Consider the following 24,512-nt stretch of genomic DNA (forward strand, 5'->3'; position numbering starts at 1 on the left):
CGGCAGCCCCTGCCCCGGAGAGGCCCGCTGGTCGCGCTGGCCGGGCTGCTGGTCACACTGACCGGGCTGCGGCGCAGCCGGCCCGTCCAGCGCAGCGTACTGGTCGCTTCGTCCGAGGACCGGGCCGCCGCGGTCGAGGCGGCAGCCGCCCACAAGGTGTCCGTGCGGGACTGACCGTCCCGCGAGGGGGAACGTGCGGTGGCCGACGAGGATTCGCCCTGTCGGCCACCGCGCATCCGACGCTTCACAGCGGGAGGCGTCAGCCGAGCCAGCCGGGGCGCACGAGACCCGATTCGTAGGCGAGCACGACGAGTTGGGCCCGGTCGCGGGCGCCGAGCTTCACCATCGTCCGGCTGACATGGGTCTTGGCGGTGAGCGGACTGACGACCAGCCGTCTGGCGATCTCCTCGTTGGAGAGCCCGATGCCGACGAGCGCCATCACCTCCCTTTCCCGTTCGGTGAGTTCACTCAGCCCGGCCGTCGCGGCGGGCTCCTTGGAACGGGCCGCGAACTCGGCGATCAGACGGCGGGTGACCCCGGGTGAGAGCAGGGCGTCGCCCCCGACCACGGCGCGTACCGCCCGCAGCAGCTCGTCCGGTTCGGTGTCCTTGACGAGAAAACCGGAGGCCCCGGAGCGGATCGCCTCGAAGACGTACTCGTCGAGCTCGAAGGTGGTGAGCATGACCACCTTGACGTCGCTCAGTTCGGGGTCCTCCGTGATGGCGCGGGTCGCGGCGAGGCCGTCGAGACGCGGCATCCGGATGTCCATCAGCACGGTGTCCGGCCGCAGTTCGCGTACCAGGCGTACGGCCTCCTCGCCGTCGGCCGCCTCCCCCGCCACCTCGATGTCGGGCTGGGCGTCCAGCAGGGCCCGGAAACCGGCCCGGACGAGCAGCTGGTCGTCGGCGAGCAGTACGCGGATCACGTCGTCTCCTCCTTGCGCGCCGCCGCGCCAGGTGTGTCGGAGGGCAGCGGAAGCTCGGCCCGCACCCGGAAGCCGCCGTCGCTCCGGGGCCCCGCCTCGATCGTGCCACCCAGCGCGGCGGCCCGCTCCCGCATGCCCGCCAGCCCGTTGCCGCTGCCTCCGGCATCGTTGCCGGTGGCGGGTCCCCCGTCGTCGATCCGGAGCCCGATCCGGCCGGGTTCGTAGCCGATCCGGACCTGCGCGGTGCGCGATCCGGAGTGCCGGACCACATTCGTCAGCGCCTCCTGCACGATCCGGAAGGCGGCGAGATCCGCCCCGGGCGGGACGGCGCCGCGCACTCCCTCGGTCTCGACGGTGACGGTGAGTCCGGTGCTCGCCGCCTGTTCGACGAGTTCGGGAAGCCGGTCCAGTCCGGGGGCCGGGGTCCGGGGGGCGTCTCCCGGGGTGCGCAGGGTGTCCAGGACCTGGCGGACCTCGCCCAGCGCCTCCTTGCTGGCGGCCTTGATGGTGGTGAGGGCGGTGCGGGCCTGCTCGGGGTCGGAGTCCAGCAACGCGAGTCCGACGCTCGACTGCACATTGATCACGGAGATGCTGTGGGCGAGGACGTCATGGAGCTCGCGGGCCATCCGCAACCGCTCCTCGTCGGCCCGGCGCTGTTCCGCGGCCTCCCGCTCCGCGCGCCGGTCCGCCCACTGCTCACGGCGTACGCGGACGAACTCGGCTGCGGCGATGATGGCCACCACCCAGGCGGCGACGCCCAGTTCCTGCCCCCAGGGCGGGACGTGGTCCTCGGAGGGCGGCAGCCAGTGGTAGAGCCAGTGGGCCACCAAAACATGACCCAGCCACACCATTCCGACGGCCGACCAGGCGGCCCGCCGGTGCCCGGCGACGACCGCGCTGAAGCAGCCCACGGCGACGGCCAGGAAGACCGGTCCGTACGGATAGCCGGCCGCCAGGTAGACCATCGCGGCGGTCGAACTCCCGAAGACGGCCACCACGGGGTGGCGGTGGCGCAGCAGGAGCACGGCGACGGCCAGGAGGAGCAGCAGCCGCGCGAAGACGTCCAGCGGCGCCCGCTCGTCCATCTGTCCACGGGCCGCGATGGTCGAACCGATCATGACGACGGCGCCGAGCACGATCGTCGACGGCCAGGGCAGCCGGGAGGAGTACTCCCCCGGTGCCTCCGTCAGCCATCGCGGAGGCTCGCCGTGCAGCCGGTGGGGGTGTCGCTCTTCCATGTCCGCCACGCTAGACCGCGGGCCGTGGCGGGGTCGTCAGCCGGGCGCGGTGATCACCCGTACTCCCTGGGGAGTACGTCGTACGGGGCGTGCGGCGGGCGAGGAGTGCCGCGTCCAGGGACAGTCCGGAACACGCGACCCGGGTCCGCCCGGCGGATCCTGTCTCCGACCTCTTCGCACACGGCTCACCGCCGGGCCGGCTGTCGGCTGCGACCGCGCGCGAGGTCGTCAGCTGTTGCGCCCGAGGTCGTCAGCTGCGGTGGGCCGAGCAGACCGACCGTGCGGGCCAGTTCGGTGACGGCCTCCCGGAAGAAGATCTCCCGGGCCTCGACCACTCGCTGGAACTGGCCGAAGATCTCGAAGGAGATCAGCCCGAACAGCTGCGACCAGGCGGCGATCAGCGGGGCGACCACTCCGGGAGGCAGGCCGGGGGCGAATTCGGCGACCATCCGCTCGGCCTCGGTGCGCAGCTCGTCGGCGAGCGGCGGCACGGCGAGACCGTCGGTGCGAAAGGCCTCGCCGACGACGGCGATCAGGACGAGGCCGACACGGGAGGCGGGGCCGATCGTCGCCTGCGGCGCGTGGTAGCCGGGCACCGGCGAGCCATAGATCAGGGCGTACTCATGCGGATGGGCGAGGGCCCAGTCGCGAACGGCGTGGGCGACCGCCGTCCAGCGCGCGAGGTGGGGGGCGGCATCGGCACGGGCGGCCCGGTGGGCGGCCTCGGCGCTCTCGCCGACGGAGTCGTACGCATCGATGATCAGGGCCGTGAGCAGTTCGTCCCGGCTGGGGAAGTAGCGGTAGAGCGCGGAGGACGCCATCCCGAGTTCCCGGGCGACCGCACGCAGCGAGAGCTTCGCGGCACCTTCGGCCGCGAGCTGCTTCCTCGCCTCCTCCTTGATGGCGGCAGTGATCTCGATACGGGCCCGTTCCCTGGCTCCTCGGACAGCACTCATGTTTCTCAGTCTGCCATGGAGAAGAGCACCGACCAACAACGAGAGCACCGCTCTTGCTTTGGAGCGCCGATTCTGTGCACACTGATCTCAAGCGAGAGCACTGCTCTCAATATGTGAGGGAATCACCATGTCTCAGCCGTACTACCTTCAGGGCAACGCCTTCACCGTCCGAATGAACAGCGTCATCGGCTGGCTCGCCCGGCACGGCGTCAGCCTGCTCGGCTCGGCCGAGCTGTCGGTGCGCGGCCGCACGAGCGGACAACTGCAGCGCATCCCGGTGAACACCCACACCTACGACGGCGCGCAGTATCTGGTCTCCGCGCGGGGCCACTCCCAGTGGGTACGCAACATGCGGGTAGCCGGTGGCGGCGAGCTGAGGGTGGGCCGGAAGATCCGCGCCTTCACGGCCGTGGAGATCACGGACGACGCGCAGAAGGTGCGGGTCGTCCGCGCCTATCTGGAGCGGTGGGGCTGGGAGGTCAACCAGTACTTCCAGGGCATCACCTCGAAGTCCACGGACTCCGAGCTCCTGGCCGCCTGCCCCGACCACCCCGTCTTCCGCATCACCGTCGAGGGCTGACCGTGCGGCCCGGCCCGCCCTCGGCGTCACGACCTGCCGACGTGACCGGGGGTTCACCGGCTCGCGGCGTCCGGCACGGCGCCTCGACGCGTTGCCGCGTCACCCGAGTGCGCCCGGCACGAGGGCGATCCTCCGCGCCCTGCGCCGCACCGGACGCCGCACGGCCCGGCCTCCGGCCGAAACGCCGGTTCGACGACGCGTCCCAGGATCTTCCGTTCGGATCGGGCCTGATCCGAACGAGAGGCCCTGGCGATCCGAACGAGAGGCCCTATCGGTCCATCGCGGACAGGGCCCGCTGCGCCAGCGGATGCGTACGGACCAGTTCGGCCAGGGAAGTCGTTCCGCGGGTGATCCCGGCGAACGCGTTCCAGGCCGGACGGAACCCCGTCAGCACCGCGTGAAGCACCCCCGGGCGGCGCTCGAACAGCTTGAGCATGCGCCGCCCGACCCCCATCTCGACACCCAGGCCCGCCTTGATGGCGAAGGCGTAGTTCAGCGCCTGGCGCCGGGCGTCCACCGCGTCGTGCGACTCCGCGATCCGGACCGCCCACTCACCGGCGAGCCGCCCCGAGCGCAACGCGAAGGAGATGCCTTCGCGGGTCCACGGCTCCAGCAGCCCCGCCGCGTCGCCACACACCAGCACCCGCCCGCGCGACAACGGCGAGTCGTCACTGCGACAGCGCGTCAGATGCCCGGAGGAGATCTTCGGCTCGAAGCCGGCCAGACCGAGCCGGGCGATGAAGTCCTCCAAGTACCGCTTGGTCCCCGCTCCGTCGCCCCGCGCCGAGATCACACCGACGGTGAGAGTGTCCCCCTTGGGGAACACCCAGCCGTAACTGCCGGGCATGGGGCCCCAGTCGATCAGCACCCGACCGGCCCAGTCCTCCGCCACGGTCTGCGGAACCGGGATCTCCGCCTCCAGGCCGAGGTCCACCTGGTCGAGTTTCACCCCGACATGGGCTCCTATCCGCCCCGCGCTGCCGTCCGCGCCGACGACCGCGCGGGCCAGGACCGTCTCGCCCCCGGAGAGCACCACGGCGACCGTGCGCCGATCCGGCACCGCGGCACCGTGCTGCTCGACCCTCGTCACCGTCGTTCCGGTACGGAGTTCGGCGCCCGCCTTCTGCGCCTCCTCGACCAGCCCCGCGTCGAACTCGGGGCGGTTGATGAGCCCGAAGAGCATCCGCTTGGAGCGGCGGGTTCGCGCCAGCCTGCCGTTGAGCGAGAACGTGACCGCGTGGATCCTGTCCCGCAGGGGCAGTTCGAATCCGGGCGGCAACGAATCACGCGAAAAACCGATGATGCCGCCACCGCACGTCTTGTAGCGGGGCAGCTCCGCCTTTTCCAGGAGCAGTACTCGTCGGCCGGCCACCGCCGCCGCGTATGCCGCGGAGGCTCCGGCCGGTCCGCCGCCCACTACGACGACGTCCCACACGGACGACTCTTCGTGCTCATGCCCGGCGTCTGCGTTCTCGCTGCTCACGATGTGCTTCTGCTCCCGATCCCACCAGTGGCCCATGCTGCTCACGGCATCCTACGGCGCGCCCGGCCCGGCCCCCTCTGTGGGAGGATCGACTGTAGGTTCATCCTCCATGCAACGCCGCCCACTCGGTATGCATGCGCCCGGATTCGTACCCATAACGTCGCACCCACGAGGAGCGTGCCCATGACCGCCCGTCCGATCTCCGAGACCATTGCCTCGCTGATGCCCCGTGCCAAGGCAGAGCTGACCGAGCTGGTGGCCTTCCAGTCGGTGGCGGATCCCGCGCAGTTCCCGAGGAGCGAGTGCGAGGCGGCCGCCGACTGGGTCGCCGACGCGCTGCGCGCCGAGGACTTCCAGGACGTCGCCCTTCTCGACACCCCCGACGGGACCCGGTCGGTGTACGGCTTCCTGCCGGGCCCGGCAGGCGCCCCGACCGTGCTGCTCTACGCGCATTACGACGTGCAGCCGCCGCTCGACGAGTCCGGCTGGCTCTCCCCGCCGTTCGAGCTGACGGAGCGAGACGGCCGCTGGTTCGGCCGCGGAGCGGCGGACTGCAAGGGCGGCTTCATCATGCACCTCCTCGCCCTGCGCGCACTGAAGGCGCACGGCGGCGTCCCGGTCTCCGTCAAGGTGATCGCCGAGGGTTCCGAGGAGCAGGGCACCGGGGGTCTGGAGCGGTACGCCGAGGCGCACCCCGAGCTGCTGGCCGCCGACACGATCGTCATCGGCGACACCGGCAACTTCCGGCTCGGGCTGCCGACGGTCACCGCGACGCTGCGCGGTATGACGATGCTGCGGGTCACGCTCGACACCCTCGAAGGGAACCTGCACTCCGGCCAGTTCGGCGGCGCCGCTCCGGACGCGCTGGCCGCGATGATCCAGCTGCTGGCCTCGCTGCGCGCCGAGGACGGCACCACGACCGTCGACGGGCTCGCCACGGACGCCGACTGGGACGGACTGCAGTACTCGGAGGCCGACTTCCGCAAGGACGCGAAGGTTCTCGACGGTGTCGGACTCATCGGGACGGGTACGGTCGCCGACCGGATCTGGGCCCGGCCCGCCGTCACCGTCATCGGCATCGACTGCCCGCCCGTGGTCGGCGCGACTCCCTCGCTCCAGGCTAGCGCGCGGGCTCAGATCAGCCTGCGGGTGCCGCCGGGCCAGGACACCGCCGCGGCGACGGAGCTGCTGACCGCCCACCTGAAGGCGCACGCCCCCTGGGGAGCCAGGGTCTCGGTGGAACAGGTGGGCCAGGGCCAGCCGTTCCGCGCGGACACCTCCAGCCCGGCGTACACGTCGATGGCGCAGGCGATGGAGGCCGCGTACCCCGGCGAGAAGATGCAGACGTCCGGGATGGGCGGCTCGATCCCGCTCTGCAACACGCTCGCCGCCCTCTACCCGGCGGCCGAGATCCTGCTGATCGGCCTGAGCGAGCCGGAGGCGCAGATCCACGCGGTGAACGAGAGCGTGTCGCCCGAGGAACTGGAGCGGCTGTCGCTCGCCGAGGCCCTGTTCCTTCGGAACTACGCCGATTCGAAGCGAATCTGAGCACAGGTCACCCATGTCCGGCCCCGCGGACTACGGCACACGGCCGGCCCGCGGGGTGCCGGGTCTGCCGCGCTGCCGGTCTACGCGCTGAGCGAAGCTCGCCCAGAGCGTAGATCCGGTCGCCGAGCAAGCACGGCCACGTACGTTCGGCGTATGGATCTCGTCGAGGTACTTCCTCAACTGCACATGTTCCGCTTCCCCATCGGCCAGGCGTATCTGTGGCGCGACGGCGCGGACCTGACTCTGATCGACGCGGGCGACATCGATGCCGCGCCCGCGATCGAGGACGCGGTGCGCGGCCTCGGCCTGGAGCCGGGCCGCATCGGCCGGATCGTCGTCACCCACGGGCATCGCGACCACTACGGCGCGGCCCAGGAGCTCGCCGACCGCCACGGCGCCGAGATCCTGGCCCATCGGCTGGACGCGCCGGTGATCCGCGGCCGGGCAGAGATCGCCGACCCCGTCCTGCTGGACTGGGAACGCCCGCTGTACGAGCACGCGCTGACCGTTCCTCCGGCGCCACCGACCCACGTGGACCGCGAACTGGCCGACGGCGACGAGATCGCGTTCGGTTCGGGGGCCCGGGTGGTCCACGCCCCCGGTCACACCCCCGGCTCCATCGGGATCCATCTGCCGCACCACGGTGTGCTGTTCACCGGCGACTGCGTGGCCGGGGTCGGCCGGGTGATGCTGGGCGTCTTCAACATCGACCGGCGGCGGGCCGTGGCATCGTTCCTGCGGCTGGCCGCGCTGGAACCGTCCACGGTCTGTTTCGGGCACGGCGATCCGCTCACCGTCGACGCCGCCGCGGTGCTGCGTGCGTCAGCCGACCGGGACTCCGGCCTCCAGGTTGAGCACGGTTGACCGCTCCCGGGCGCGCAGCGCCCAGCGCAGCCGTTCGTACCGGGTGGGGGGCAGCATGGTGGCCGCCTCCGACTCGGTGACGAAGCGCCAGCCGCGCAGTTCGGAACCGGGCAGCAGCAGCCGTTCGGCGTCGGCACGGGGCAGCGGGCCGCCGTCGAAGAGCATGCGCAGCCCCCCATAGCCGGGGGGTTCGGGTGCCTCCCAGTCGACGACGAGGAGTTTCGGCACCCGGTCGAGATGGATGCCTATCTCCTCGGCCACTTCACGGATCCCGGCCTGCGCCGGTGCCTCGCCGGCCTCGACCACTCCGCCGGGGAACTCCCAGCCGGGCTTGTACGTCGGGTCGACGAGCAGGACCCGGTCGTGTTCGTCGAAGAGCAGCACACCGGCCGCGACGGTCTCCGCGGTCGGCTCGGGGGTCTGCACGATCTCGCATGCGGCGGCCGTTCCGGTGCGGACCGCCTCGGCTATGTGCTCGGCCGTCTCGTACGGGGAGAGAGCGCTGGTGTCGATGGTGTGTGCGTCCCGGGTGAGCCAGCCGAGCGCCGCCCGATAGGGCTCGATGTGTTCGTAGGCCCACTGCCGGATCCGTTCGCTGTGCTCCGGGTCGTCGACGAACTCCACTCGGCCGGCGATCCGTTTGCGCAGGATCGTTTCCTCAGGTGAGAGCAGGACATGGCGCACCGGAATGCGCCGGGAGGCGAGCCCCCCGAAGATCTCATCGCGATACTCCTGTCGCAGCAGCGTCATCGGCACCACCAGCACCCCGGGCATCTCGGCGAGCAGGGCCGCCGCGGTGTCCACCACCAGTCGCCGCCAGATCGGCAGGTCCTGGAAGTCCGTCACCTCGGCAAGTCGCTTCTGGGGCAGCAGGTACCGCAGCCCCGCGCCGATCAGCTCGGGGTCGTAGAAGGTGCTGTTCGGGATCAGATCGACAAGCTCGCGCGCGGCGCTCGTCTTGCCCGCGCTGAACGCACCGTTGACCCAGACGATCATTCGTACTCCAAGACTGGAAGGCCGCTGAACAAGGACGGAGCAGCATTGCACAGGCCATCTGGGAGCGGCATGGGAAAAGGAGGCGTCCACAACCCCGCACCCACTACTTCTTTCTCCCATACGCGCTGAAGGTACTCCCCGATTCCCTCCTCCATCGCAACCGTCACCTCGCTGTACACACCCTCCACACCCGGAAGCTCATGCCCCATCCGGGCCTCCACCGCCACGCGCGGAATGTCACCCGGCTCGTCCAGCTTCGCCTTGTGCCAGTTCCGCAACCGGTAGATGTCCTGCCCGGCCATCTCCGAGACCGCCGGCATCGCGGGCCGCGCCCAGCTCATCACCTTCCGGGGCACACGACGTGGCGAAGGCTGCGGCGTCCGCTGGGAAGATCGCTCGGCGCGCTCACTCCCGCGTCTTCGCCACCCTTACCGCCCTCGCGGCGACCCACAAAGCCGCCCACCAGGTCCTGCGGATCTCCTTCGCCAAAGTCGCCGAGTAGCAGCAGCGCGGCCTGGTCCACTTCCACGCCGTCATCCGACTCGACGGCCCCGAGAGCAACAGCCAGCCCCCACCTCCGTACGCCACCGTCACCGTGCTCACCGACGCCGTACGCGCCGCCGCCGCACGGGTCCACGTCAGAGTCGGACGCGGTCGGGGAGCGCGAACTCGGGGGCCAGCAGCTCGACGTAAGCGAGATCGCCGCCTTCGGCACCGAAACCGAACTCACCGACCAGACGGTCGTCGCCTACGTCGCCAAGTACGCCACCAAGTCTGCCGACGCCTCCGGCACCCTCGACCGCGCCCTGTTCTGCCGCCCCTGCGAGGGACGCGGCGCCACCCTCCTGCCCCACGGCACCCCGCTCCCCTGCACCGCCTGCGACGGAACCGGACAGGCGCAGCCACTCGGCTCGCCATCGCACCCCATGTGCGGCAGATGGTCCGCACCTGCTGGGAGCTGGGCATCCTGCCGGAGCTCGCCAATCTGAAGCTGTGGAAGTGGGCCCACATGCTCCGCTTCCGCGGCCACTTCTCTACCAAGTCCCGCTCCTACTCCACCACCCTCGGCGCGCTGCGCGACGCCCGCCGCGCCTGGCGTACCGAACAGGCCCGCGTCCACGCCGGCCTGTCCGAGCACGACCCGGACACCATGCTCGTTCTCGGCCACTGGGACTACCTCGGCTCGGGCTACAGCCCCGGCGCCACGCTCCTCGCAGCCGCCGTCTGGCACCGCCGGGAACTGGAACGCCGGTTCATCGCGGAAGGGGGCTGCGGATGAACGCGCTGGAACCCGCCCCGACCCGGCGGGGACTCAGTACGCCGGAAGAGCTGCTGACGGTCCCCCAGGTCATGGGCCGCCTCCAGCTCGGCCGCTCCGCCGTCTACAACCTGCTCCGCACCGGTCAGCTCGTCTCGATCGCCCTCGGCCGCGCCCGTCGCATCCCCGCCCACGCCCTCGCTGACTACGTCCAGCGCCACCTGGAAGAGGCCGCCAGGTGACCGCACCCAGGCGCAAGAAGGCCCGCGCCAACGGCGAAGGCACCATCTACCAGCGCAAGGACGGCCGCTGGGAAGCCGCCGGCTACGTCCTCGCCGCCGACGGCAGCAAACGCGTCCGCGTATATGGCAGCACGCGGAGAGAGGCGGCCGACAAGCAAGATCGCCGACAGCAACCGCGGCCTCCCCGTCGCCACCGCCGACAGCACCATCGGCGACTACCTGACCTACTGGCTGAACAGCGTCGCCATCCACCGACTGCGCGAGAACACCCACACCCGCTACGCCACCTGCATCCGCCTCTACCTCAAGCCGGGCCTGGGAGCCAAGAAGCTCGCCCGGCACACCGCCAAGGACGTACGCACATTCCTCGACCGGCTCCGTGCCACCTGCCAGTGCTGCGCTCAGGGACTCGATGACGCCGAGCGGCGCTGCTGTGCCATCGGCCAGTGCTGCGAGAAGCGGCTCTCGCCGCTGACCGTGACGTACGTGCATTCGGTCCTCAAGTCGGCCCTGGAACTCGCCGTCCGTGAGGACGAGCTGCCGCGCAACGTCGCCCGGAACGTCAAGACCGCCACGCCCCGGCCCCGCCGCTTCGCCCCGCTCACGGCTGCCGAGGCCCGACAGCTCCTCCAAGCGGCCAAGACCGACCGGCTGCACGCACTGTACGAACTTGCCCTGCGCACCGGACTCCGCAAAGGCGAACTCCTCAGCCGCTGGGAAGACCTCGATCTCGGCGGCGGTACTGCCAGTATCCGCCGCTCCCTTCATCGCACGCGGGGCGGCCTGGTGACCCTGCCCACCAAGACCCGCGTGTCCGAACGACGCATCGCACTCCCCACTGAGTGCGTCCACTCGCTGAAGGACCACCAGGAACGACTCAGACAAGCTCACAGCCATACCCAGAACCCTCTGGTCAGCCGATCTTACGAATGACCGGCTCAGACCCACGCTTGGAAGGTAGGACAAGGTAAGCGATGTGCCCTACCGTGGAGGCTTCACGGCCAGACGCGTACCGCGTCGGTCGGTTCTTGAACACCCTCCAAGTCGGCAGGCAGGATGCCTTGCCGGGGGCGTCGGCCGCGAAGGTTCTAGTCGGAAACCTCAGACCACACAGTCACCTGTGCCGTGTCACCGGTGTCGGAGTCATGGCTCGTCGAAGTGACCGTCAGCACGGCGATGCGCCCGGCGTCAGTCCGGACGCAGACCACCGTTCCTTTCTTCACCTCCACTCTTGTCCCCCCCTGGGTGGAGAGCAGGTCGGAACAGTTGCGCCTGTTGGGCATTGTCGAGCCTGTCCAGAGTGCCAATCGGGGCTCGTTCACCACGCTGTAAGCGTCTATATGCGACGGGTCAAACGGGGCGATGACAATGTCTGGGGCAGGGTCGGCGATGCCGATTTTCGGAGGGACGACGTCGAGGTCCGGCCCTGCGTTCGCGATACGCACAGGCCCTGTGTACTGGATCACTTTCGATTCAGAGCTCAGACTCACGCTTGGTGCAGGGGCGTCCGACGAACCAGGCTCAGTGGGCTGATTGGTCGGCGGAGTAGCAGTCTCTGGTGACACGGTCCTGCCTGGCGTCTCGGAGGCCTGTACCGATGGCTTATCGTCCTTGCTGGCGCTGGTCAGGACAGCAGGGGCGAGAGCGGTGATCAAGCCGAAGACGCCAGCGCCAAGGGTCGTGATCACAGCTCCGATGAGGGTGACCTTGCCGCCTTCACTCAGTCCCACGAACCAATCCCGGACGCGGCGCAGAGCTGACCGTCGAGACGGTGGGGGTGATGGCTGTGGGCCGGAGCCCGGGTTGGGCGTCGGGCTCGGATTGTTGTTCTGAGAAGGCGACGCCGAAGACACCCGAACTCCTCAACTACGATTGTTAGTTGCGATCCAAGAGAGTACAGCGCTGCGCCCGGGGCCCGCTCCCGGACCAGCCTCTTCCCACCCGGCATCCGGTCCTTCTGGATCTCGAAGTCCATCGCCCCCCTTCACCTGGGGAGTTGCGACCACTAGAACCAACGCTGAGCCCGAGGGCGATGTCGACGCGCCTCTGGCGACCGTCCGGCGCCTCCACGCTTCCTGACCCGGCCGCCCGGCCGCCCGCCCGGCCGGACACCACGGCGCTGCACCCCACGGTGCAGGGCCTTTCTCGTGCCCGCAGCCCAGGGCGATACATCGTTCCCCCAGGCGGGAAACCGCAGGGAGACAGCCATACCTGGCAGGTTTCAAGGCCTCCGCCGTGCTTGCTGGCTGACCTTTGCTGCTGGTCGCGCAGAAGCCACAGCGATACATCGTTCCCCTCCAGGGGAAACGCCCATTCACGGATCGGGTGTTCTTCCTGCTCGGAGCGGTGCCCGGTAGGACGTCGGTATCCCTAGACGAGTCATTCCGAATGCTGACGGTGTGTCCGGGAACGCAGACAGGGGCGTCCAAGATCGTTGTGTGACGAACAACCTGGACGCCCTGCTGACCGCACTGTACGTGAAGATCGACGACGAGATCGGAGGTACCCGGTGGCTTGGCCGACCGCCGCAGCTGACGGATTCCGAGCTGGTCACCCTTGCCGTGGCGCAGGCTCTGCTGGGCTTCACCTCGGAGTCGCGCTGGCTGCGGTTCGTGGACTCCCGGCTGGGAGCGATGTTCCCGTACGTGCCCAAGCAGCCAGGCTGGAACAAGCGGCTGCGGGCAGCGTTGCCGCTGGTCAAGAAGGCAATACGGCTACTGGCCGTCGATACGGACTTCTGGTTCGACAACCACTGGATCACCGACGCCGGTGGAGTGTGGCCGCTCGCGTCCGACGGTGAAGCGGTCGGACATGGCCGGCTGGGCCGGATACGGGTACTGCGCCTCGCACTCCCGGTTCTTCTGGGGCCTGCGCCTGTTCCTGGTGTGCACCCCGACCGGGATGCCCATCCTGTGGGCACCGGCGAACCCGAAGCTGGACGAGCGGGAGGTGCTGTCGGCGATGCTGGACCGCGAACCGCACCTGGTCACGGACCGGCCGAGCCTGCTGGTGATCGCGGACAAGGGCTTCGCCTCCAAGGAGTTCGAGGCCGATCTGGCCTTCCGGGGCGCGGAGTTGCTGCGTCCTTCCTTCAAGCGCGAGAAGAAGCGCCAGGGCGAGAGCCTTCTGAAGTCGGTGCGGCAGCTGATCGAGTCGGTCAACGACACCCTCAAAGACCAGCTCGACCTGGAACAGCACGGTGGCCGGACCTTCGAAGGTGTCGCCGTCCGCGTCGCCCAACGCATCCTCGCGATGGCCGCCGCGATCTGGCACAACCACAAGACCGGCCAGCCCGTCATACGATCTTTGATCGCTTATGACCACTGATCACATCGGAATGACTCGTCTAGTACTACCGACTTGTTCTGCAGGCGCAGAACAAGCTCGGTGGTCAACAGCGCCCCTCACCAGGAGGCGCGTACATCGTTCCCCTGGAGAGGAAGTCGCAGGTAGCAGCGTGCGTACGAGCGTTCCTGGGGCAGGGCTCCACGCGCCGCCCGCCCGTGGGTCGACCGACGGGATCTTCACGTGACGGACCAGATCATTGGAGAAGGGCGGGCGACGTCGCGCGAGGTGAACGGGCATCAGAGTCATGGCCGAAGTGCTTCTGCGCGCCACAGTGTGGCTGCCCCCTGGCGCGCGGCTTCATATCCGACGCGCCGGAACGCTCCGTCCCGTGGTGGTCACCTACCCGGCGTCCAGCTGGAAGGTCCAGAGCACCAACCCATCCCGACGATAGACGGCGACCCTCCATGGCGGCTGCTTCCCGGCGGCGACGAAGTGGTCCCTGATCCTGGCGACCGTGTCGGGCAATCCCGCCTCGGTACTCTCCGGGATCGGTCCCGTCGGCTGCCAGTACATGGTCAGCTCCCAGTGGCGGCCCCTGCCGCTGCTGCGTGGCGCAGTGGGCTCGGCCTCAAGGTTCAGCCCGCCGAGGAGGTCGAGGATGACGTTCATGTCGCGGCCATCTATACGCGCGAAGTTCTCTTCCACCAGGATCTCATTCATGCACGCTCACTACCCCCATGCACGAACCGATCAACCCGTGACAGGCACGGTCGCAACGCAGTGGGGCGGCACGCTTGATCTCACCCTCGAGGGCCGACTCCAGGAGCCGCTTGGTCAGCCGCTGGAGCAGCCCGCCTTCGCCGGTCAGCTGCAAGCCCTCGGCCTGAGCCCGGCCCACCAGCTCGTCAATCAGCCGGTCGTCCACAGACTTCGCTGACGCTGCCTCGGACGGCTCGACGGGTTCGGCCTCGGTCACGTTGTCGCTGGTCATCGATGCATCCTCCATGATCGGGAGTTACACCGAACGTTTTTCAGTCCCCCGCACCAGGTTCCCTGTCCCGGGCCGGCGGTGTCCCTCCGTACGGGTCCGGCTGTCGGCGGACCGGGGCCGCCGACGGCCGGACTACCCCTTGCTCGAACCCAGCGTGAGGCCCGCGATGAAGTGGCGCTGAAGCAACAGGAAGACCACGAGCGTCGGCAGGGCGACGATGACCGAACCGGCGGCGAGCAGGTTGTAGTCCGTGAAGAACTGGCCGCGAAGATTGTTGAGCGCCGAGGTGATGGGGAGCTTGTCGCCGTCGGACATGAAGACCAGGGCCCACAGGAAGTCGTTGTACATCCAGGTGAACTGGAGGGTGCCGAGAGCGGCCAGGGCCGGGCGGCACAGTGGCAGGGTGATCCGCCAGTACCGGGCCCAGACGCCCGCGCCGTCGACGACCGCGGCCTCCAGGATCTCGCGTGGCAGGGTGCGCATGAAGTTGGCCAGCACGAAGACGCAGAAGCCGATCTGGAAGCCGACCTGGACGGTGACGACGGCCCAGTACGAGTCGAACATCGTCATCGAGTCGGACATCCAGTAGGGCAGCGGGATGCGGTTGAACACGACGTACAGCGGTGTGACGATCACCTGCTGCGGCAGCAGGTTCCCGGCGGTGAAGAGCATGAGCAGGACGAGCCCGCCGCGCAGCTTCAGGCGAGCCAGCGCGAAGGCCACGAAGGAGGCGAGGAAGAGGGTGACGAGTACTCCCGGAACCGCGATGATCATGGTGTTGACGAAGTACTTCGTCATACCGGAATCGGAGAACGCCTGGCGGTAGTAGTCCAGGGAGAGGTGGCGCGGCAGCGAGAAGTAGCCGTGCGCCGAGGTCTCGTCGTACGGCCGCAGCGAGGCGTACACCGCGAGCAGCAGCGGGGCGAGGAAGGCGAGGGAGACCGCCATCAGGAAGGCGTGGACGCCGATCCTGCCGGGGCGGACGCGGCGCCGGACGGCCGGGGCCGGTGGCGCCGCCGGGGCGCCGGGGCGCGCGGGGGCGGTGTGGACGGTCAACGGTTCTTCTCCCCTCGGAGTTCCTGGACCAGGTACGTCGCGACGAATCCCAGGGAGACGGCCAGCAGGACGACGGCGATGGCGGAGCCGAATCCGATACGGCTGGCCTCACCGATGATGTTGTCGGTGACGAGCACGGAGAGGAGTTCGAGTCCGTTGCGGCCGTGGTTGACGGCATACACGATGTCGAAGGCGCGCAGGGACTCGATGACCGTGATGACGCCGACGATGACGTTGACCGGCCGAAGCGTGGGAAAGACGACACGGAAGAAGGTCTGGGCCTCGCCGGCCCCGTCGATCGCCGCGGCCTCCTTCAGCGAGGGGTCGACGGCCTTGAGTCCGGCAAGGTAGAGGATCATCACATAGCCGGTGTGCCGCCAGGCCGCGGCCAGCAGGACCATCCAGATGTTGAGGTCCGGATCGCCGAGCCAGTCGGTCGGCGACCTCGTGTCCCCGATGACCGCGTTGAGGGCACCCTGGTCACGGGAGAAGACCAGTTGGGCGATGAAACCGACCACGGCGAGGGACAGCACGACGGGCATGTAGAGGGTCGACTGGTAGAAACGGCTGAAACGCACGCCCCTGTCGATGAGTACGGCGAGCAGCAGTCCGAACGGCGCGGCCACCAGACCGAGGAAGCCGAGCCAGAGCAGATTGTGCCGGGCGGCGGGCCAGAACTGCGGGTAGTTGGTGAAGAGGTTCTCGTAGTTCCGCGTACCGACCCACTTGATCTCACCGATGCCGTCCCAGCTGGTGAAGGAGAGCACGACGGAGGCGAGGGTCGGCCCCCACACGACGGCGATGTCGAGCAGGACGGGTATGCCGAGCAGCACACCGAGTACGACGAGGTCGCGGTTGGTGAACCGCCGCGTGACCCGCCGTCCGGTGCGCCGCGCCGAGATGAGCGACACGGTCGGTACTCCAGGTTCGGTCGGATTCCATCGGGGACGTCCTCGGTCAGTCGGCGGCGAAGATGGTCTTCTTCTGCCGCTCGATGTCGTTGACCAGACCGTCCACGTCGTTCGGGTTGCTGATGAACCTCTGGATCGCCGGGATCATGACTGTGGAGGAGAAGTCCGGCCGGGTGTCCCGGTCCAGGAACTGGGAGATCTGCTTCGCCCCGGAGACCAGTTCCACGGCCTTCTTCTGGAGCGGTGAGTACGCGGAGATGTCCGCCTGGTCGCTGACCGCGATGTTGTTCGGGTCGCTCTTCAGGTAGATGTCCTCGGCCTTCCCGGTGGCCAGCCACTTGACCAGGTCCTTGGCGCTCTCCAGGGACTTCTTGTTCTTCAGGTTCTTCGACTTCTTCGCCAGCAGGAATCCGTCGATGGGTGCCTCGACCGCCTCCTGCCCGTGTTCCGGGTTGATGACGGGGAAGGGGAAGAAGTCGATGTCGCCCTGTTCGCCCTTGGGGAACTGTGCGCCGGGGTGCGGCAGGCCGAACACGGCCATGCCGGCCTCCTTCTTCTGGAGGCTGGTGGCGGCTTCCTGCCAGGTACGCCCGTTGGCCCCCTGCTGGCAGTACGGCAGGAGCCTGCGCCAGGTGTCGAAGACCTCCTTGACCCGTTTGTCGGTCCAGGCGACCTCGCCGGCCATCAGGCTCTTGTGGAACTCATAGCCGTTGGTCCGCATGTCGATGTAGTCGAAGGTGCCCATGGCGGGCCAGCCGTCCTTGTCGCAGAAGGCGATGGGGTCGAGCTTGTCCTTCTTCATCTGCTTGGCGAGCGCCACGTACTCGTCGAGCGTCTTCGGGGCTTGATAGCCGCGGTCGGCGAACAGGCTCTTGCGGTGGAAGACGGCCCACGGATAGTAGTAGTAGGGCGTGAGGTACTGCTTGCCGTCCGCACCGGTGGACTGGGCTTTCAGCGCGTCCGAGAAGCCCTTGTAGTCCTGCCAGTTGTCACTGATGTCGTGCAGCAGGCCCTTCTCGGCGAAGAACTGCATCCGGTAACCGGCGAACCACATGAAGACATCGTCCGGTTTGCCCTGCAGATACCGGTTGATGTTCTCCTGAAAGGTGTTGTGGTCGACGGTGTTGACCTTCACCTTCCGCCCGCCCGACTGTGCCTCGTACGCGGCGAAAGCGTCGGCGAAGGCCTTCTTCGGAATCGGGTCGGACGAATTCGAACCCAGGGTGATCGTCTTTCCGTCACCACCGGGGCCGCTCCCGCAGGCGGTGAGCAGCGAGGGAAGGGCGACGGCTCCCGCGCCCACTGCAGCACCACGCAACAGACTTCGTCGGGACATCCGATGTCCTGCGACGCTGCCCGGCACACTTGACCTGTCGTCATCAGACTGCGCCATGCCCAACTCCCCTGGGATGCAACCCAACACAACCGAACGTGCGATTGGATCTCACCCCCAAGTGATGATGCCGTCAAGGGTTTTGACGAGATACCGGACAACCGGCACCCTCGCCCTTCCAACAGACTTCAACACGGCCTAACGTAATCGCACGCATTGGCGTGCGCATGCCGTCATCCGATCATGCACGAGTATGGAGGAACGTAACGATGCGTCATCTTCCAACCCGTACAACCCGAATCAGCCATCACAAAGTCATCGGAGCGCTGCTGACCGGACTGCTCTGCGCCGCGGGAGCCACCGTTCCCGCAGCCGCCGACTCGCCCGCCCCCGCGCCCGCACCGGCCCCGCAGGCTGACAACGGGCTCGCGCTCACACCTCCGATGGGGTTCAACAATTGGAACTCGACGCACTGCCGCGCCGAGTTCAACGAATCGATGGTCAAGGGCATCGCCGACATCTTTGTCGAGAAGGGCCTCAAGGACGCCGGCTATCAGTACGTCAATCTCGACGACTGCTGGGCGAAGCCGCAGCGCAATGCGGACGGCGAACTGGAGGCCGATCCGCAGCGCTTCCCGAACGGCATCAAGGCCGTCGCCGACTATGTCCACTCCAAGGGCCTGAAAATCGGCATCTACACCAGTGCCGGCACCAAGACCTGCGACAGCGTGGGGCTTCCAGGTGCGCTCGGCCATGAGTACAGCGATGCGCGGCAGTTCGCGGATTGGGGCATCGACTACCTCAAGTACGACAACTGCAACAATCAGGGAGTCGACGCGAAGAAGCGCTATACGACGATGCGTGACGCGCTGGCGGCGACCGGCCGCCCCATCGTCTACAGCATCTGCGAATGGGGCGAGAACAAGCCCTGGGAGTGGGCCGGTGAACTCGGCAACCTCTGGCGCACGACCGGCGACATCAATGACAGCTGGGGCAGCATGCTGTCGATCATGAAGCAGAATCTGCCCCTCGCCGCCGCCGCGGGCCCGGGACACTGGAACGACCCCGACATGCTGGAGGTCGGCAACGGTGGCATGACGGACACGGAGTACCGCACCCACTTCTCCATGTGGTCCGTGATGGCGGCCCCGCTGCTCATCGGCTCCGATCTACGCAAGGCGAGCCCGGAGACCTTCGAGATCCTCTCCAACCGCGAGGTCGTCGCAGTCGATCAGGACCCGCTGGGCAAGCAGGGCACCGTGCTCTCCTCCACCGCCGGGCGCTGGGTCGTCACCAAGGAGATGCAGGACGGCAGCCGCGTCGTGGCCCTCTTCAACGAGACCGGCGGCGCGCAGCGCATCTCGACGACGGCCGAGGCCGTGGGGCTGCCGAGGGCGACCGCGTACACGATGCGCGATCTGTGGGAGCACACGACGTACAACACCGCGGGCGACGTCTCGGCGACCGTCCCGGCACACGGCACCGTGCTGCTGCGTATCGCCGCCGACCGCAAGTGGGCCGCGCACCCGCCCGCCGTGGAACTCGGCGTCGACGCCGACCCGTTGATCGAGGCCGGTCGCACTGCCGCGCTCACGACGACGGTGACGGATCTCGGTCGCACCGCCGCCACGAAGGTGTCCGCGGCGCTCACCGGCCCCTCGGGCTGGCAGGTGAGGGCGGTTTCACCGACCGGTTCACCGGCCCTGCCCACCGGACGGTCCCTGACCACCCGCTGGCAGCTGACGGCGCCCGCAGGCACGGCCTTGGGGACGTACGACCTGAGGCTCACCGCCCGATACCGCTCACCGGCCGGGACACCTGTGACGTCCACGGTCCCGTTCCAGGCACACGTGGTGGTCGCACCACCGTCGGGTGTCAGCCATATGAGCGATCTGCCCATGCTCTCCGCCACCAACGGCTGGGGGCCGGTCGAGAAGGACACCAGCAACGGTGAGAGCAAGGCCGGCGACGGGAACCCGCTCACCATCGGCGGCACGGTCTTCGCCAAGGGCCTCGGTGTGCACGCCGACAGCGTCGTCGAGTTCTACACCGGTGGGGCGTGCAGCGCCGTGACGGCGCAGGTCGGGGTCGACGACGAGAAGGGCGCCAACGGCACGGTCGCCTTCGAGGTGTGGGCCGACGGTACGAAGGCGGCGTCGACCGGCGTGCTGACCAACGCGATGCCCGCGCAGCCGCTCTCGGCGGACGTGAGCGGTGCGCAGATCGTACGTCTGGTGGTCACCGACGGCGGGGACGGCATCGATTCCGACCACGCGGACTGGGCGGATCTGCGGATCACCTGCTGACGACGGGGAGGTGACCGGGGGTCGGGGGCGCGGGTCGCGCGCCCCCGATCGGCGATCGGGCATCAGGCGTCACCGGCGCGTCCGGCGCATCTCGTCGGGCGCGTCCGGCGTACGAGGGTCTCCCCGCCCGGATCACGCCGGGCTCGCGTGACCCTGCACCGGGCCCCGCTCGCTGATCCGGCCTGACGCGGCCGGAAGTCCCTGGACCGCCACCGCTCCGCCTCTGCCCACGCGGATCGCGGCGGCCGCCGCGCCCACCAGTCCCGCGTCGGTCCCCATCACCGCCGGGGCCACCGTGAGCTGCCGGACGAAGGAGAGCGTGGCGTACCGGCTCAAGGCATGGCGCAGCGGAGTGAAGAGGATGTCGCCCGCTCCGGCCACTCCCCCGCCGATCACCGCGATATCGATCTCGACGAGCGTGGCGGTGGCGGCGATGCCGGCGGCCAGCGCCTGCGCGGCGCGCTCGAACGAGGCGAGGGCGATCCGGTCCCCGGCGCGCGCGGCGGCGGCCACGGCAGCGGCCGAGGCGTCGCCTTCCGGTCCGGGCCGCCAGCCGGCCTCCAGCGCCCGGCGCGCGATGTTCGGTCCGCTGGCGATGCGCTCGACACAGCCGCGCGAACCGCACGGGCACGGATCGCCGTCCAGATCCACGCTGACGTGACCGATGTGCCCTGCGTTGCCCGTGGGACCGGGGTGCAGCCTTCCGCCGAGGACGAGTCCGCCGCCGACACCGGTCGACACGACCATGCACAGCGCGTTGTCGTAGCCCCGGGCCGCGCCCAGCCAGTGCTCGGCCGCCGTCATCGCGACCCCGTCGCCGACCAGTTCGACCGGCAGACCGCCGACCGCCTCGCCCACCCGCTCCACCAGCGGGAAATCCCGCCAGCCGGGAACGTTGACGGGGCTCACCGTGCCGGCCGAGGCGTCCACCGGGCCCGCGCTGCCGATCCCGACGGCCCTCGCCCGTCCCCACAGCGGTGATCCGGACAGCTCTGCCAGCACCTCCGCCACGGCCTCCATCACCGTCTCGGCGCTCTCCCGGGCGGGCGTCGGCCGCTGCGCCCGAACGAGGAGCGCGCCGCCACCGTCCACCAGCGCGGCGGCGATCTTGGTGCCGCCGATGTCCAGCGCGGCGACGAGGTCGGTAAGCATCGGTGCGGCTCCGTGAGTAGGTGGCGGGGACCTGCGGCTTCGGTCAACAGTCTCCCCAGTCTCCATTCAGCTGACAACGTTGTCCAGGGCCTATGCTCGACGGCACAGTCCCCGGCCTCTCCGCGGCATCGCTCGCGGGACCGCCAAACCGCCCGCCGACGACAGGACAGCGCACCGTGACCGAGACCGCCCGTCACCCCGAGACCCGTTACGGCAACCGGCCGACCATGAAGGATGTGGCCGCCCGTGCCGGAGTGGGCCTCAAGACGGTCTCTCGTGTGGTCAACAGCGAGCCGGGGGTCACGCCCGACACCGAACGCCGGGTCCAGGAAGCCATCGAGGCACTCGGCTTCCGCCGGAACGACAGCGCACGGGTCCTGCGCAAGGGCCGCACCGCCTCGATCGGCCTGGTCCTGGAGGATCTCGCCGACCCCTTCTACGGGCCCCTGAGCCGCGCCGTGGAGGAGGTCGCCCGTGCGCACGGCGCGCTGCTCATCAACGGTTCGAGCGCCGAGGACCCGGAGCGTGAGCAGGAGTTGGTGCTCGCCCTGTGCGCGCGCCGGGTGGACGGGCTCATCGTGATTCCGGCGGGCGACGACCACCGGTACCTGGAACCGGAGATAAGGGCCGGCATCGCCACCGTCTTCGTGGACCGGCCGGCCGGCCGGATCGATGCCGACGTGGTCCTCTCCGACAGCTTCGGCGGTGCCCGCGAGGGCGTCGCCCATCTGATCGCGCACGGCCATCGCCGGATCGGCTTCATCGGTGACCAGCCGCGCATCCAGACCGCGACCGAGCGGCTGCGCGGCTATCACGCGGCCATGGCGGACGCCGGGACGGCGGTCGAGGACTCCTGGGTCTCCCTCGGCTCGACCGACCCCGGCCGGGTCCGCGCCGCCGTCGAGGAGATGCTCTCCGGTCCCGAACCCGTCACCGCGCTCTTCGCGGGCAACAACCGGGTCACGGTGACGGCGGTGCGTGTCCTCGCCGAGCAGGAACGCCGGATCGCCCTGGTCGGCTTCGACGACATCGAACTGGCCGATCTGCTCGGCATCACCGTCATCTCGCAGGACGCCGCCGCGGTCGGCCGCACCGCCGCCGAGCACCTCTTCCGCCGCCTGGACGGCGCGGACCACACCCCGGCCCGCGTCGAGATCCCCACCGCGCTCATTCCCCGCGGCTCGGGCGAACTGCCGCCCGCCTGAGCGTCCGGGGCAGCGCCGCCGCGGGACCGGTCCGGCCGGATCTGCGCCTCGCGTCGGGCGGCCGTCCAGTCGCCGGTGCGACCGGTGTGCGCTCCGCCGTTACGGCGCGGTCACCGTGAGCCCGCCCCGGCGCGGCGACGCGAACGCCTCCAGGTCCGCGCGCGTCAGCCCGGTCAGACGGGCGACCTCGGCGGTGTCCAGGGCCCCGCAGTCGATGCCGCGCAGGAGGTACCCGCTGAGCGCCTTGGCGGTGGCGGGTTCGTCCATGACGTCGCCACCGGCCTTGGCCACGTATGCCGCAAGGCGCGCGGCGGCCTGCTCCAGGCCCTCGCGGTAGAAGGTGTACACGGCCGCGTAACGCGTGGGCAGGTGACCCGGGTGCATGTCCCAGCCCTGGTAGTAGGCGCGGGCCAGGGCGCGGCGGGTGAGGCCGTAGTGAAGCCGCCAGGCCTCGTGGACCTGGCGGGTGGGGCCGACAGGGAGGACGTTGGTGGAGCCGTCGGACACCCGTACGCCGGTGCCCGCGGCAGCGACCTGCATGACGGCCTTGGCGTGGTCGGCGGCCGGGTGGTCACTGGCCTGGTAGGCGGCGCTGACGCCGACGCAGGCGCTGTAGTCGAAGGTGCCGTAGTGCAGACCGGTGGCGCGCCCCTGCGCGGCGTCGATCATGCGGGCGACGGCGGCGGTGCCGTCGGCGGCAAGGATGGACTGGCTGGTCTCGATCTGGATCTCGAAGCCGAGTCGGCCGGCCGGCAGCCCGTGCGCGCTCTCGAACGCTTCGAGAAGCCGGACGAAGGCGGTGACCTGCTCGGGGTACGTCACCTTGGGCAGGGTCAGGACCAGACCGTCGGGCAGACCGCCCGCCCGCATCAGGCCGGTGAGGAAGACGTCCGTGGTGCGGATGCCGCGGTCGCGCACGGCCGCCTCCATGCACTTCATCCGGATGCCCATGTACGGGGCCGCCGTACCGTCCCGGTACGCCTCCGAGACGAGCCGGGCGGCGCGAGCCGCGTCCTCGTCCTCCTCGGCGTCGGGGCGGGGGCCGTAACCGTCCTCGAAGTCGATGCGCAGGTCCTCGACGGGCTCGCGCTCCAGCTTGGCGCGCACCCGGTCGTGGACGGGCGCGGCGAGTTCGTCCGGGATGCCGAGCGCCGCGGCGAACGCGCCCGCGTCGGGGGCGTGCTCGTCGAGGGCCTGCAGCGCCTGGTCGCCCCACGAGCGGATGGTGCCGGAGATGAACGTGTCGCCCGGGACATAGACGGTGTGGACCGGCTGGCGCGTCCCCGGGTCCCCGGGATAGCGACGGGCGAGCTCGGCGTCGACCGCGGTGAGGGAGGCGCTGATCTCCTCGCTGACCGCACCGGCGAGGCTCGTTGCCACCTTCTCCTGCTGACCCATTTCCACACCCTCCACAGTCACGCTGTTTCCGCTTCCCGGAATCAACAATCCGTATAGTGAAGTTATAAGGCCGTCGGATCTGCGTCAATGGTGATCGAAAGCGGTCCGGGGCCGTGTGGTGAGTACACACCACACGGCCCCGGACCGTCGGGACACCGTCGGGACTCCGTCGGGGACGGAGGGGTCAGCCCTTGCGGGACTTGACCTCGTCGGTGAGCTGGGGCACGACCTGGAAGAGGTCGCCGACGACGCCGTAGTCGACGAGGTCGAAGATCGGGGCCTCGGCGTCCTTGTTGATCGCGACGATCGTCTTGGACGTCTGCATGCCCGCCCGGTGCTGGATCGCACCGGAGATGCCGGAGGCGATGTACAGCTGCGGGGATACCGACTTGCCGGTCTGGCCGACCTGGCTGGAGTGCGGGTACCAGCCCGCGTCGACCGCGGCACGCGACGCACCGACGGCCGCACCGAGCGAGTCCGCGAGCGCCTCGATGACCGCGAAGTTCTCCGCACCGTTGACACCACGGCCACCGGAGACGACGATCGCGGCCTCGGTCAGCTCCGGACGCCCCGTCGACTCGCGCGGCGTACGGGACAGCACCCTCGTGCCGGTCGCCTGCGCGGAGAACGACACCGCCAGGGTCTCGACCGCACCCGCCGCCGCAGCCGCCTCGACCGGAGCCGAGTTCGGCTTGACCGTGATCACCGGCGTACCCCTCGACACCCGGGACCTGGTCGTGAACGACGCCGCGAACGCCGACTGCGTGGCGACCGGACCCTGT

Annotated in this window: 22 protein-coding genes and 4 pseudogenes; 11 read left to right on the forward strand and 15 right to left on the reverse strand. The window is 69.4% G+C overall.

Translation table 11 applies throughout. The annotated features are described in order from the left end of the window. Nucleotides 1-259 precede the first annotated feature (259 nt). The 3 genes from ACF1B9_RS08240 to ACF1B9_RS08250 form a co-directional block, all read right to left on the reverse strand. On the reverse strand, nucleotides 260-925 hold the full coding sequence (locus ACF1B9_RS08240; RefSeq protein WP_391739725.1) for a response regulator: 666 nt from the start codon (nucleotides 923-925) through the stop codon (nucleotides 260-262). Next, the gene (locus ACF1B9_RS08245) at nucleotides 922-2,163 is read right to left on the reverse strand and encodes a sensor histidine kinase (protein WP_391739726.1); all 1,242 of its coding nucleotides are present in this window, start codon (nucleotides 2,161-2,163) and stop codon (nucleotides 922-924) included. The genes ACF1B9_RS08240 and ACF1B9_RS08245 overlap by 4 nt, the downstream gene beginning before the upstream one ends. Before the next feature lie 185 nt (nucleotides 2,164-2,348). Further along, entirely contained in the window at nucleotides 2,349-3,119 is a 771-nt protein-coding gene (locus ACF1B9_RS08250) for a TetR/AcrR family transcriptional regulator (RefSeq protein WP_391739727.1), read from the reverse strand. Nucleotides 3,120-3,246: 127 nt separating this feature from the next. Between ACF1B9_RS08250 and ACF1B9_RS08255 the strand changes: the two genes are divergently transcribed. Continuing rightward, entirely contained in the window at nucleotides 3,247-3,699 is a 453-nt protein-coding gene (locus ACF1B9_RS08255) for a nitroreductase/quinone reductase family protein (RefSeq protein ID WP_391739728.1), read from the forward strand. A 268-nt stretch (nucleotides 3,700-3,967) separates the two neighbouring features. Here ACF1B9_RS08255 and ACF1B9_RS08260 read toward each other — a convergent pair whose 3' ends face one another. Then, nucleotides 3,968-5,182 (reverse strand): geranylgeranyl reductase family protein, encoded by a 1,215-nt coding sequence (locus tag ACF1B9_RS08260; protein ID WP_391739729.1) that lies wholly within the window; start codon nucleotides 5,180-5,182, stop codon nucleotides 3,968-3,970. Between the two features lie 183 nt (nucleotides 5,183-5,365). Here ACF1B9_RS08260 and ACF1B9_RS08265 point away from each other — a divergent pair, with 183 nt between their 5' ends. Both ACF1B9_RS08265 and ACF1B9_RS08270 read left to right on the forward strand, forming a co-directional pair. Beyond that, nucleotides 5,366-6,730, forward strand: coding sequence for a dipeptidase (locus ACF1B9_RS08265; protein ID WP_391739730.1), 1,365 nt, complete (start codon nucleotides 5,366-5,368; stop codon nucleotides 6,728-6,730). A 153-nt stretch (nucleotides 6,731-6,883) separates the two neighbouring features. Next, on the forward strand, nucleotides 6,884-7,594 hold the full coding sequence (locus ACF1B9_RS08270; protein WP_391739731.1) for an MBL fold metallo-hydrolase: 711 nt from the start codon (nucleotides 6,884-6,886) through the stop codon (nucleotides 7,592-7,594). On the opposite strand, the gene ACF1B9_RS08275 is transcribed toward ACF1B9_RS08270, so the two are convergent. Next, nucleotides 7,553-8,590 carry an NUDIX domain-containing protein gene (locus ACF1B9_RS08275; RefSeq protein ID WP_391739732.1) on the reverse strand — a complete coding sequence of 346 codons (1,038 nt, stop codon included), beginning with the start codon at nucleotides 8,588-8,590 and terminating at the stop codon, nucleotides 7,553-7,555. The genes ACF1B9_RS08270 and ACF1B9_RS08275 overlap by 42 nt on opposite strands. Continuing rightward, nucleotides 8,587-8,931 (reverse strand): hypothetical protein, encoded by a 345-nt coding sequence (locus ACF1B9_RS08280; protein WP_391739759.1) that lies wholly within the window; start codon nucleotides 8,929-8,931, stop codon nucleotides 8,587-8,589. Before ACF1B9_RS08280 ends, ACF1B9_RS08275 begins: the two co-directional genes overlap by 4 nt. A 194-nt stretch (nucleotides 8,932-9,125) precedes the next feature. On the opposite strand from ACF1B9_RS08280, the pseudogene ACF1B9_RS08285 reads away from it, so the two are divergent. The 5 genes and pseudogenes from ACF1B9_RS08285 to ACF1B9_RS08305 form a co-directional block, all read left to right on the forward strand. Continuing rightward, nucleotides 9,126-9,176 (forward strand): annotated as a pseudogene (locus tag ACF1B9_RS08285) (hypothetical protein); the annotation flags it as partial. 112 nt (nucleotides 9,177-9,288) lie between these two features. Beyond that, entirely contained in the window at nucleotides 9,289-9,579 is a 291-nt protein-coding gene (locus ACF1B9_RS08290; RefSeq protein WP_391739758.1) for a hypothetical protein, read from the forward strand. After that, nucleotides 9,528-9,869, forward strand: coding sequence for a replication initiator (locus ACF1B9_RS08295; protein ID WP_391739733.1), 342 nt, complete (start codon nucleotides 9,528-9,530; stop codon nucleotides 9,867-9,869). The genes ACF1B9_RS08290 and ACF1B9_RS08295 overlap by 52 nt, the downstream gene beginning before the upstream one ends. Further along, nucleotides 9,866-10,090 carry a helix-turn-helix domain-containing protein gene (locus ACF1B9_RS08300; protein WP_391739734.1) on the forward strand — a complete coding sequence of 75 codons (225 nt, stop codon included), beginning with the start codon at nucleotides 9,866-9,868 and terminating at the stop codon, nucleotides 10,088-10,090. Before ACF1B9_RS08295 ends, ACF1B9_RS08300 begins: the two co-directional genes overlap by 4 nt. Further along, a pseudogene (locus ACF1B9_RS08305) lies at nucleotides 10,087-10,975 on the forward strand (tyrosine-type recombinase/integrase); the annotation flags it as partial. The gene ACF1B9_RS08300 and the pseudogene ACF1B9_RS08305, both read left to right, overlap by 4 nt. A 203-nt stretch (nucleotides 10,976-11,178) precedes the next feature. Here ACF1B9_RS08305 and ACF1B9_RS08310 read toward each other — a convergent pair. Beyond that, nucleotides 11,179-11,535, reverse strand: coding sequence for a hypothetical protein (locus ACF1B9_RS08310; protein WP_391739735.1), 357 nt, complete (start codon nucleotides 11,533-11,535; stop codon nucleotides 11,179-11,181). Nucleotides 11,536-12,528: 993 nt separating this feature from the next. Here ACF1B9_RS08310 and ACF1B9_RS08315 point away from each other — a divergent pair. Continuing rightward, nucleotides 12,529-13,417: pseudogene (locus ACF1B9_RS08315) on the forward strand (IS982 family transposase). Between the two features lie 360 nt (nucleotides 13,418-13,777). Here the strand turns inward: ACF1B9_RS08315 and ACF1B9_RS08320 are convergent. From ACF1B9_RS08320 to ACF1B9_RS08340, 5 genes and pseudogenes are all read right to left on the reverse strand, one after another. Continuing rightward, nucleotides 13,778-14,098, reverse strand: coding sequence for a hypothetical protein (locus tag ACF1B9_RS08320; RefSeq protein ID WP_391739736.1), 321 nt, complete (start codon nucleotides 14,096-14,098; stop codon nucleotides 13,778-13,780). 76 nt (nucleotides 14,099-14,174) lie between these two features. Beyond that, nucleotides 14,175-14,369: pseudogene (locus ACF1B9_RS08325) on the reverse strand (IS256 family transposase); the annotation flags it as partial. Nucleotides 14,370-14,501: 132 nt separating this feature from the next. Next, on the reverse strand, nucleotides 14,502-15,425 hold the full coding sequence (locus tag ACF1B9_RS08330) for a carbohydrate ABC transporter permease (RefSeq protein WP_391739737.1): 924 nt from the start codon (nucleotides 15,423-15,425) through the stop codon (nucleotides 14,502-14,504). Beyond that, entirely contained in the window at nucleotides 15,422-16,336 is a 915-nt protein-coding gene (locus ACF1B9_RS08335; protein WP_391739738.1) for a carbohydrate ABC transporter permease, read from the reverse strand. Before ACF1B9_RS08335 ends, ACF1B9_RS08330 begins: the two co-directional genes overlap by 4 nt. Before the next feature lie 46 nt (nucleotides 16,337-16,382). Beyond that, the gene (locus ACF1B9_RS08340) at nucleotides 16,383-17,672 is read right to left on the reverse strand and encodes an ABC transporter substrate-binding protein (protein ID WP_391739739.1); all 1,290 of its coding nucleotides are present in this window, start codon (nucleotides 17,670-17,672) and stop codon (nucleotides 16,383-16,385) included. A 266-nt stretch (nucleotides 17,673-17,938) separates the two neighbouring features. Here ACF1B9_RS08340 and ACF1B9_RS08345 point away from each other — a divergent pair, with 266 nt between their 5' ends. Continuing rightward, nucleotides 17,939-19,975, forward strand: coding sequence for an NPCBM/NEW2 domain-containing protein (locus ACF1B9_RS08345; protein WP_391739740.1), 2,037 nt, complete (start codon nucleotides 17,939-17,941; stop codon nucleotides 19,973-19,975). Nucleotides 19,976-20,107: 132 nt separating this feature from the next. On the opposite strand, the gene ACF1B9_RS08350 is transcribed toward ACF1B9_RS08345, so the two are convergent. After that, a complete protein-coding gene (locus tag ACF1B9_RS08350; RefSeq protein ID WP_391739741.1) occupies nucleotides 20,108-21,127 on the reverse strand; it encodes an ROK family protein in 1,020 nt (339 codons plus the stop codon). Between the two features lie 176 nt (nucleotides 21,128-21,303). Between ACF1B9_RS08350 and ACF1B9_RS08355 the strand changes: the two genes are divergently transcribed. After that, complete coding sequence (locus ACF1B9_RS08355) at nucleotides 21,304-22,332, forward strand: LacI family DNA-binding transcriptional regulator (RefSeq protein ID WP_391739742.1); 1,029 nt, start codon at nucleotides 21,304-21,306, stop codon at nucleotides 22,330-22,332. Nucleotides 22,333-22,431: 99 nt separating this feature from the next. Here the strand turns inward: ACF1B9_RS08355 and ACF1B9_RS08360 are convergent, their stop codons facing one another. After that, nucleotides 22,432-23,730, reverse strand: coding sequence for a DUF6986 family protein (locus ACF1B9_RS08360; protein ID WP_391739743.1), 1,299 nt, complete (start codon nucleotides 23,728-23,730; stop codon nucleotides 22,432-22,434). A 184-nt stretch (nucleotides 23,731-23,914) separates the two neighbouring features. Beyond that, nucleotides 23,915-24,512, reverse strand: a 598-nt coding sequence (locus tag ACF1B9_RS08365) for an electron transfer flavoprotein subunit alpha/FixB family protein (RefSeq protein WP_391795897.1), incomplete at its 5' end; no start/stop codon positions are given.

Origin of the sequence: Streptomyces sp. NPDC014727, from assembly GCF_043083485.1 — a bacterium.
Lineage (GTDB): Bacteria > Actinomycetota > Actinomycetes > Streptomycetales > Streptomycetaceae > Streptomyces.

Excerpts from the sequence above, each read along its gene's own strand:
- ACF1B9_RS08350 (WP_391739741.1), bottom strand. The coding sequence starts at position 21,127 with ATGCTTACCGACCTCGTCGCCGCGCTGGACATCGGCGGCACCAAGATC.
- ACF1B9_RS08270 (WP_391739731.1), top strand. The coding sequence starts at position 6,884 with ATGGATCTCGTCGAGGTACTTCCTCAACTGCACATGTTCCGCTTCCCC.
- ACF1B9_RS08280 (WP_391739759.1), bottom strand. The coding sequence starts at position 8,931 with ATGAGCTGGGCGCGGCCCGCGATGCCGGCGGTCTCGGAGATGGCCGGG.
- ACF1B9_RS08320 (WP_391739736.1), bottom strand. The coding sequence starts at position 14,098 with ATGAATGAGATCCTGGTGGAAGAGAACTTCGCGCGTATAGATGGCCGC.
- ACF1B9_RS08265 (WP_391739730.1), top strand. The coding sequence starts at position 5,366 with ATGACCGCCCGTCCGATCTCCGAGACCATTGCCTCGCTGATGCCCCGT.
- ACF1B9_RS08300 (WP_391739734.1), top strand. The coding sequence starts at position 9,866 with ATGAACGCGCTGGAACCCGCCCCGACCCGGCGGGGACTCAGTACGCCG.
- ACF1B9_RS08255 (WP_391739728.1), top strand. The coding sequence starts at position 3,247 with ATGTCTCAGCCGTACTACCTTCAGGGCAACGCCTTCACCGTCCGAATG.
- ACF1B9_RS08250 (WP_391739727.1), bottom strand. The coding sequence starts at position 3,119 with ATGAGTGCTGTCCGAGGAGCCAGGGAACGGGCCCGTATCGAGATCACT.
- ACF1B9_RS08360 (WP_391739743.1), bottom strand. The coding sequence starts at position 23,730 with ATGGGTCAGCAGGAGAAGGTGGCAACGAGCCTCGCCGGTGCGGTCAGC.
- ACF1B9_RS08340 (WP_391739739.1), bottom strand. The coding sequence starts at position 17,672 with ATGTCCCGACGAAGTCTGTTGCGTGGTGCTGCAGTGGGCGCGGGAGCC.
- ACF1B9_RS08295 (WP_391739733.1), top strand. The coding sequence starts at position 9,528 with ATGGTCCGCACCTGCTGGGAGCTGGGCATCCTGCCGGAGCTCGCCAAT.
- ACF1B9_RS08345 (WP_391739740.1), top strand. The coding sequence starts at position 17,939 with ATGCGTCATCTTCCAACCCGTACAACCCGAATCAGCCATCACAAAGTC.
- ACF1B9_RS08245 (WP_391739726.1), bottom strand. The coding sequence starts at position 2,163 with ATGGAAGAGCGACACCCCCACCGGCTGCACGGCGAGCCTCCGCGATGG.
- ACF1B9_RS08275 (WP_391739732.1), bottom strand. The coding sequence starts at position 8,590 with ATGATCGTCTGGGTCAACGGTGCGTTCAGCGCGGGCAAGACGAGCGCC.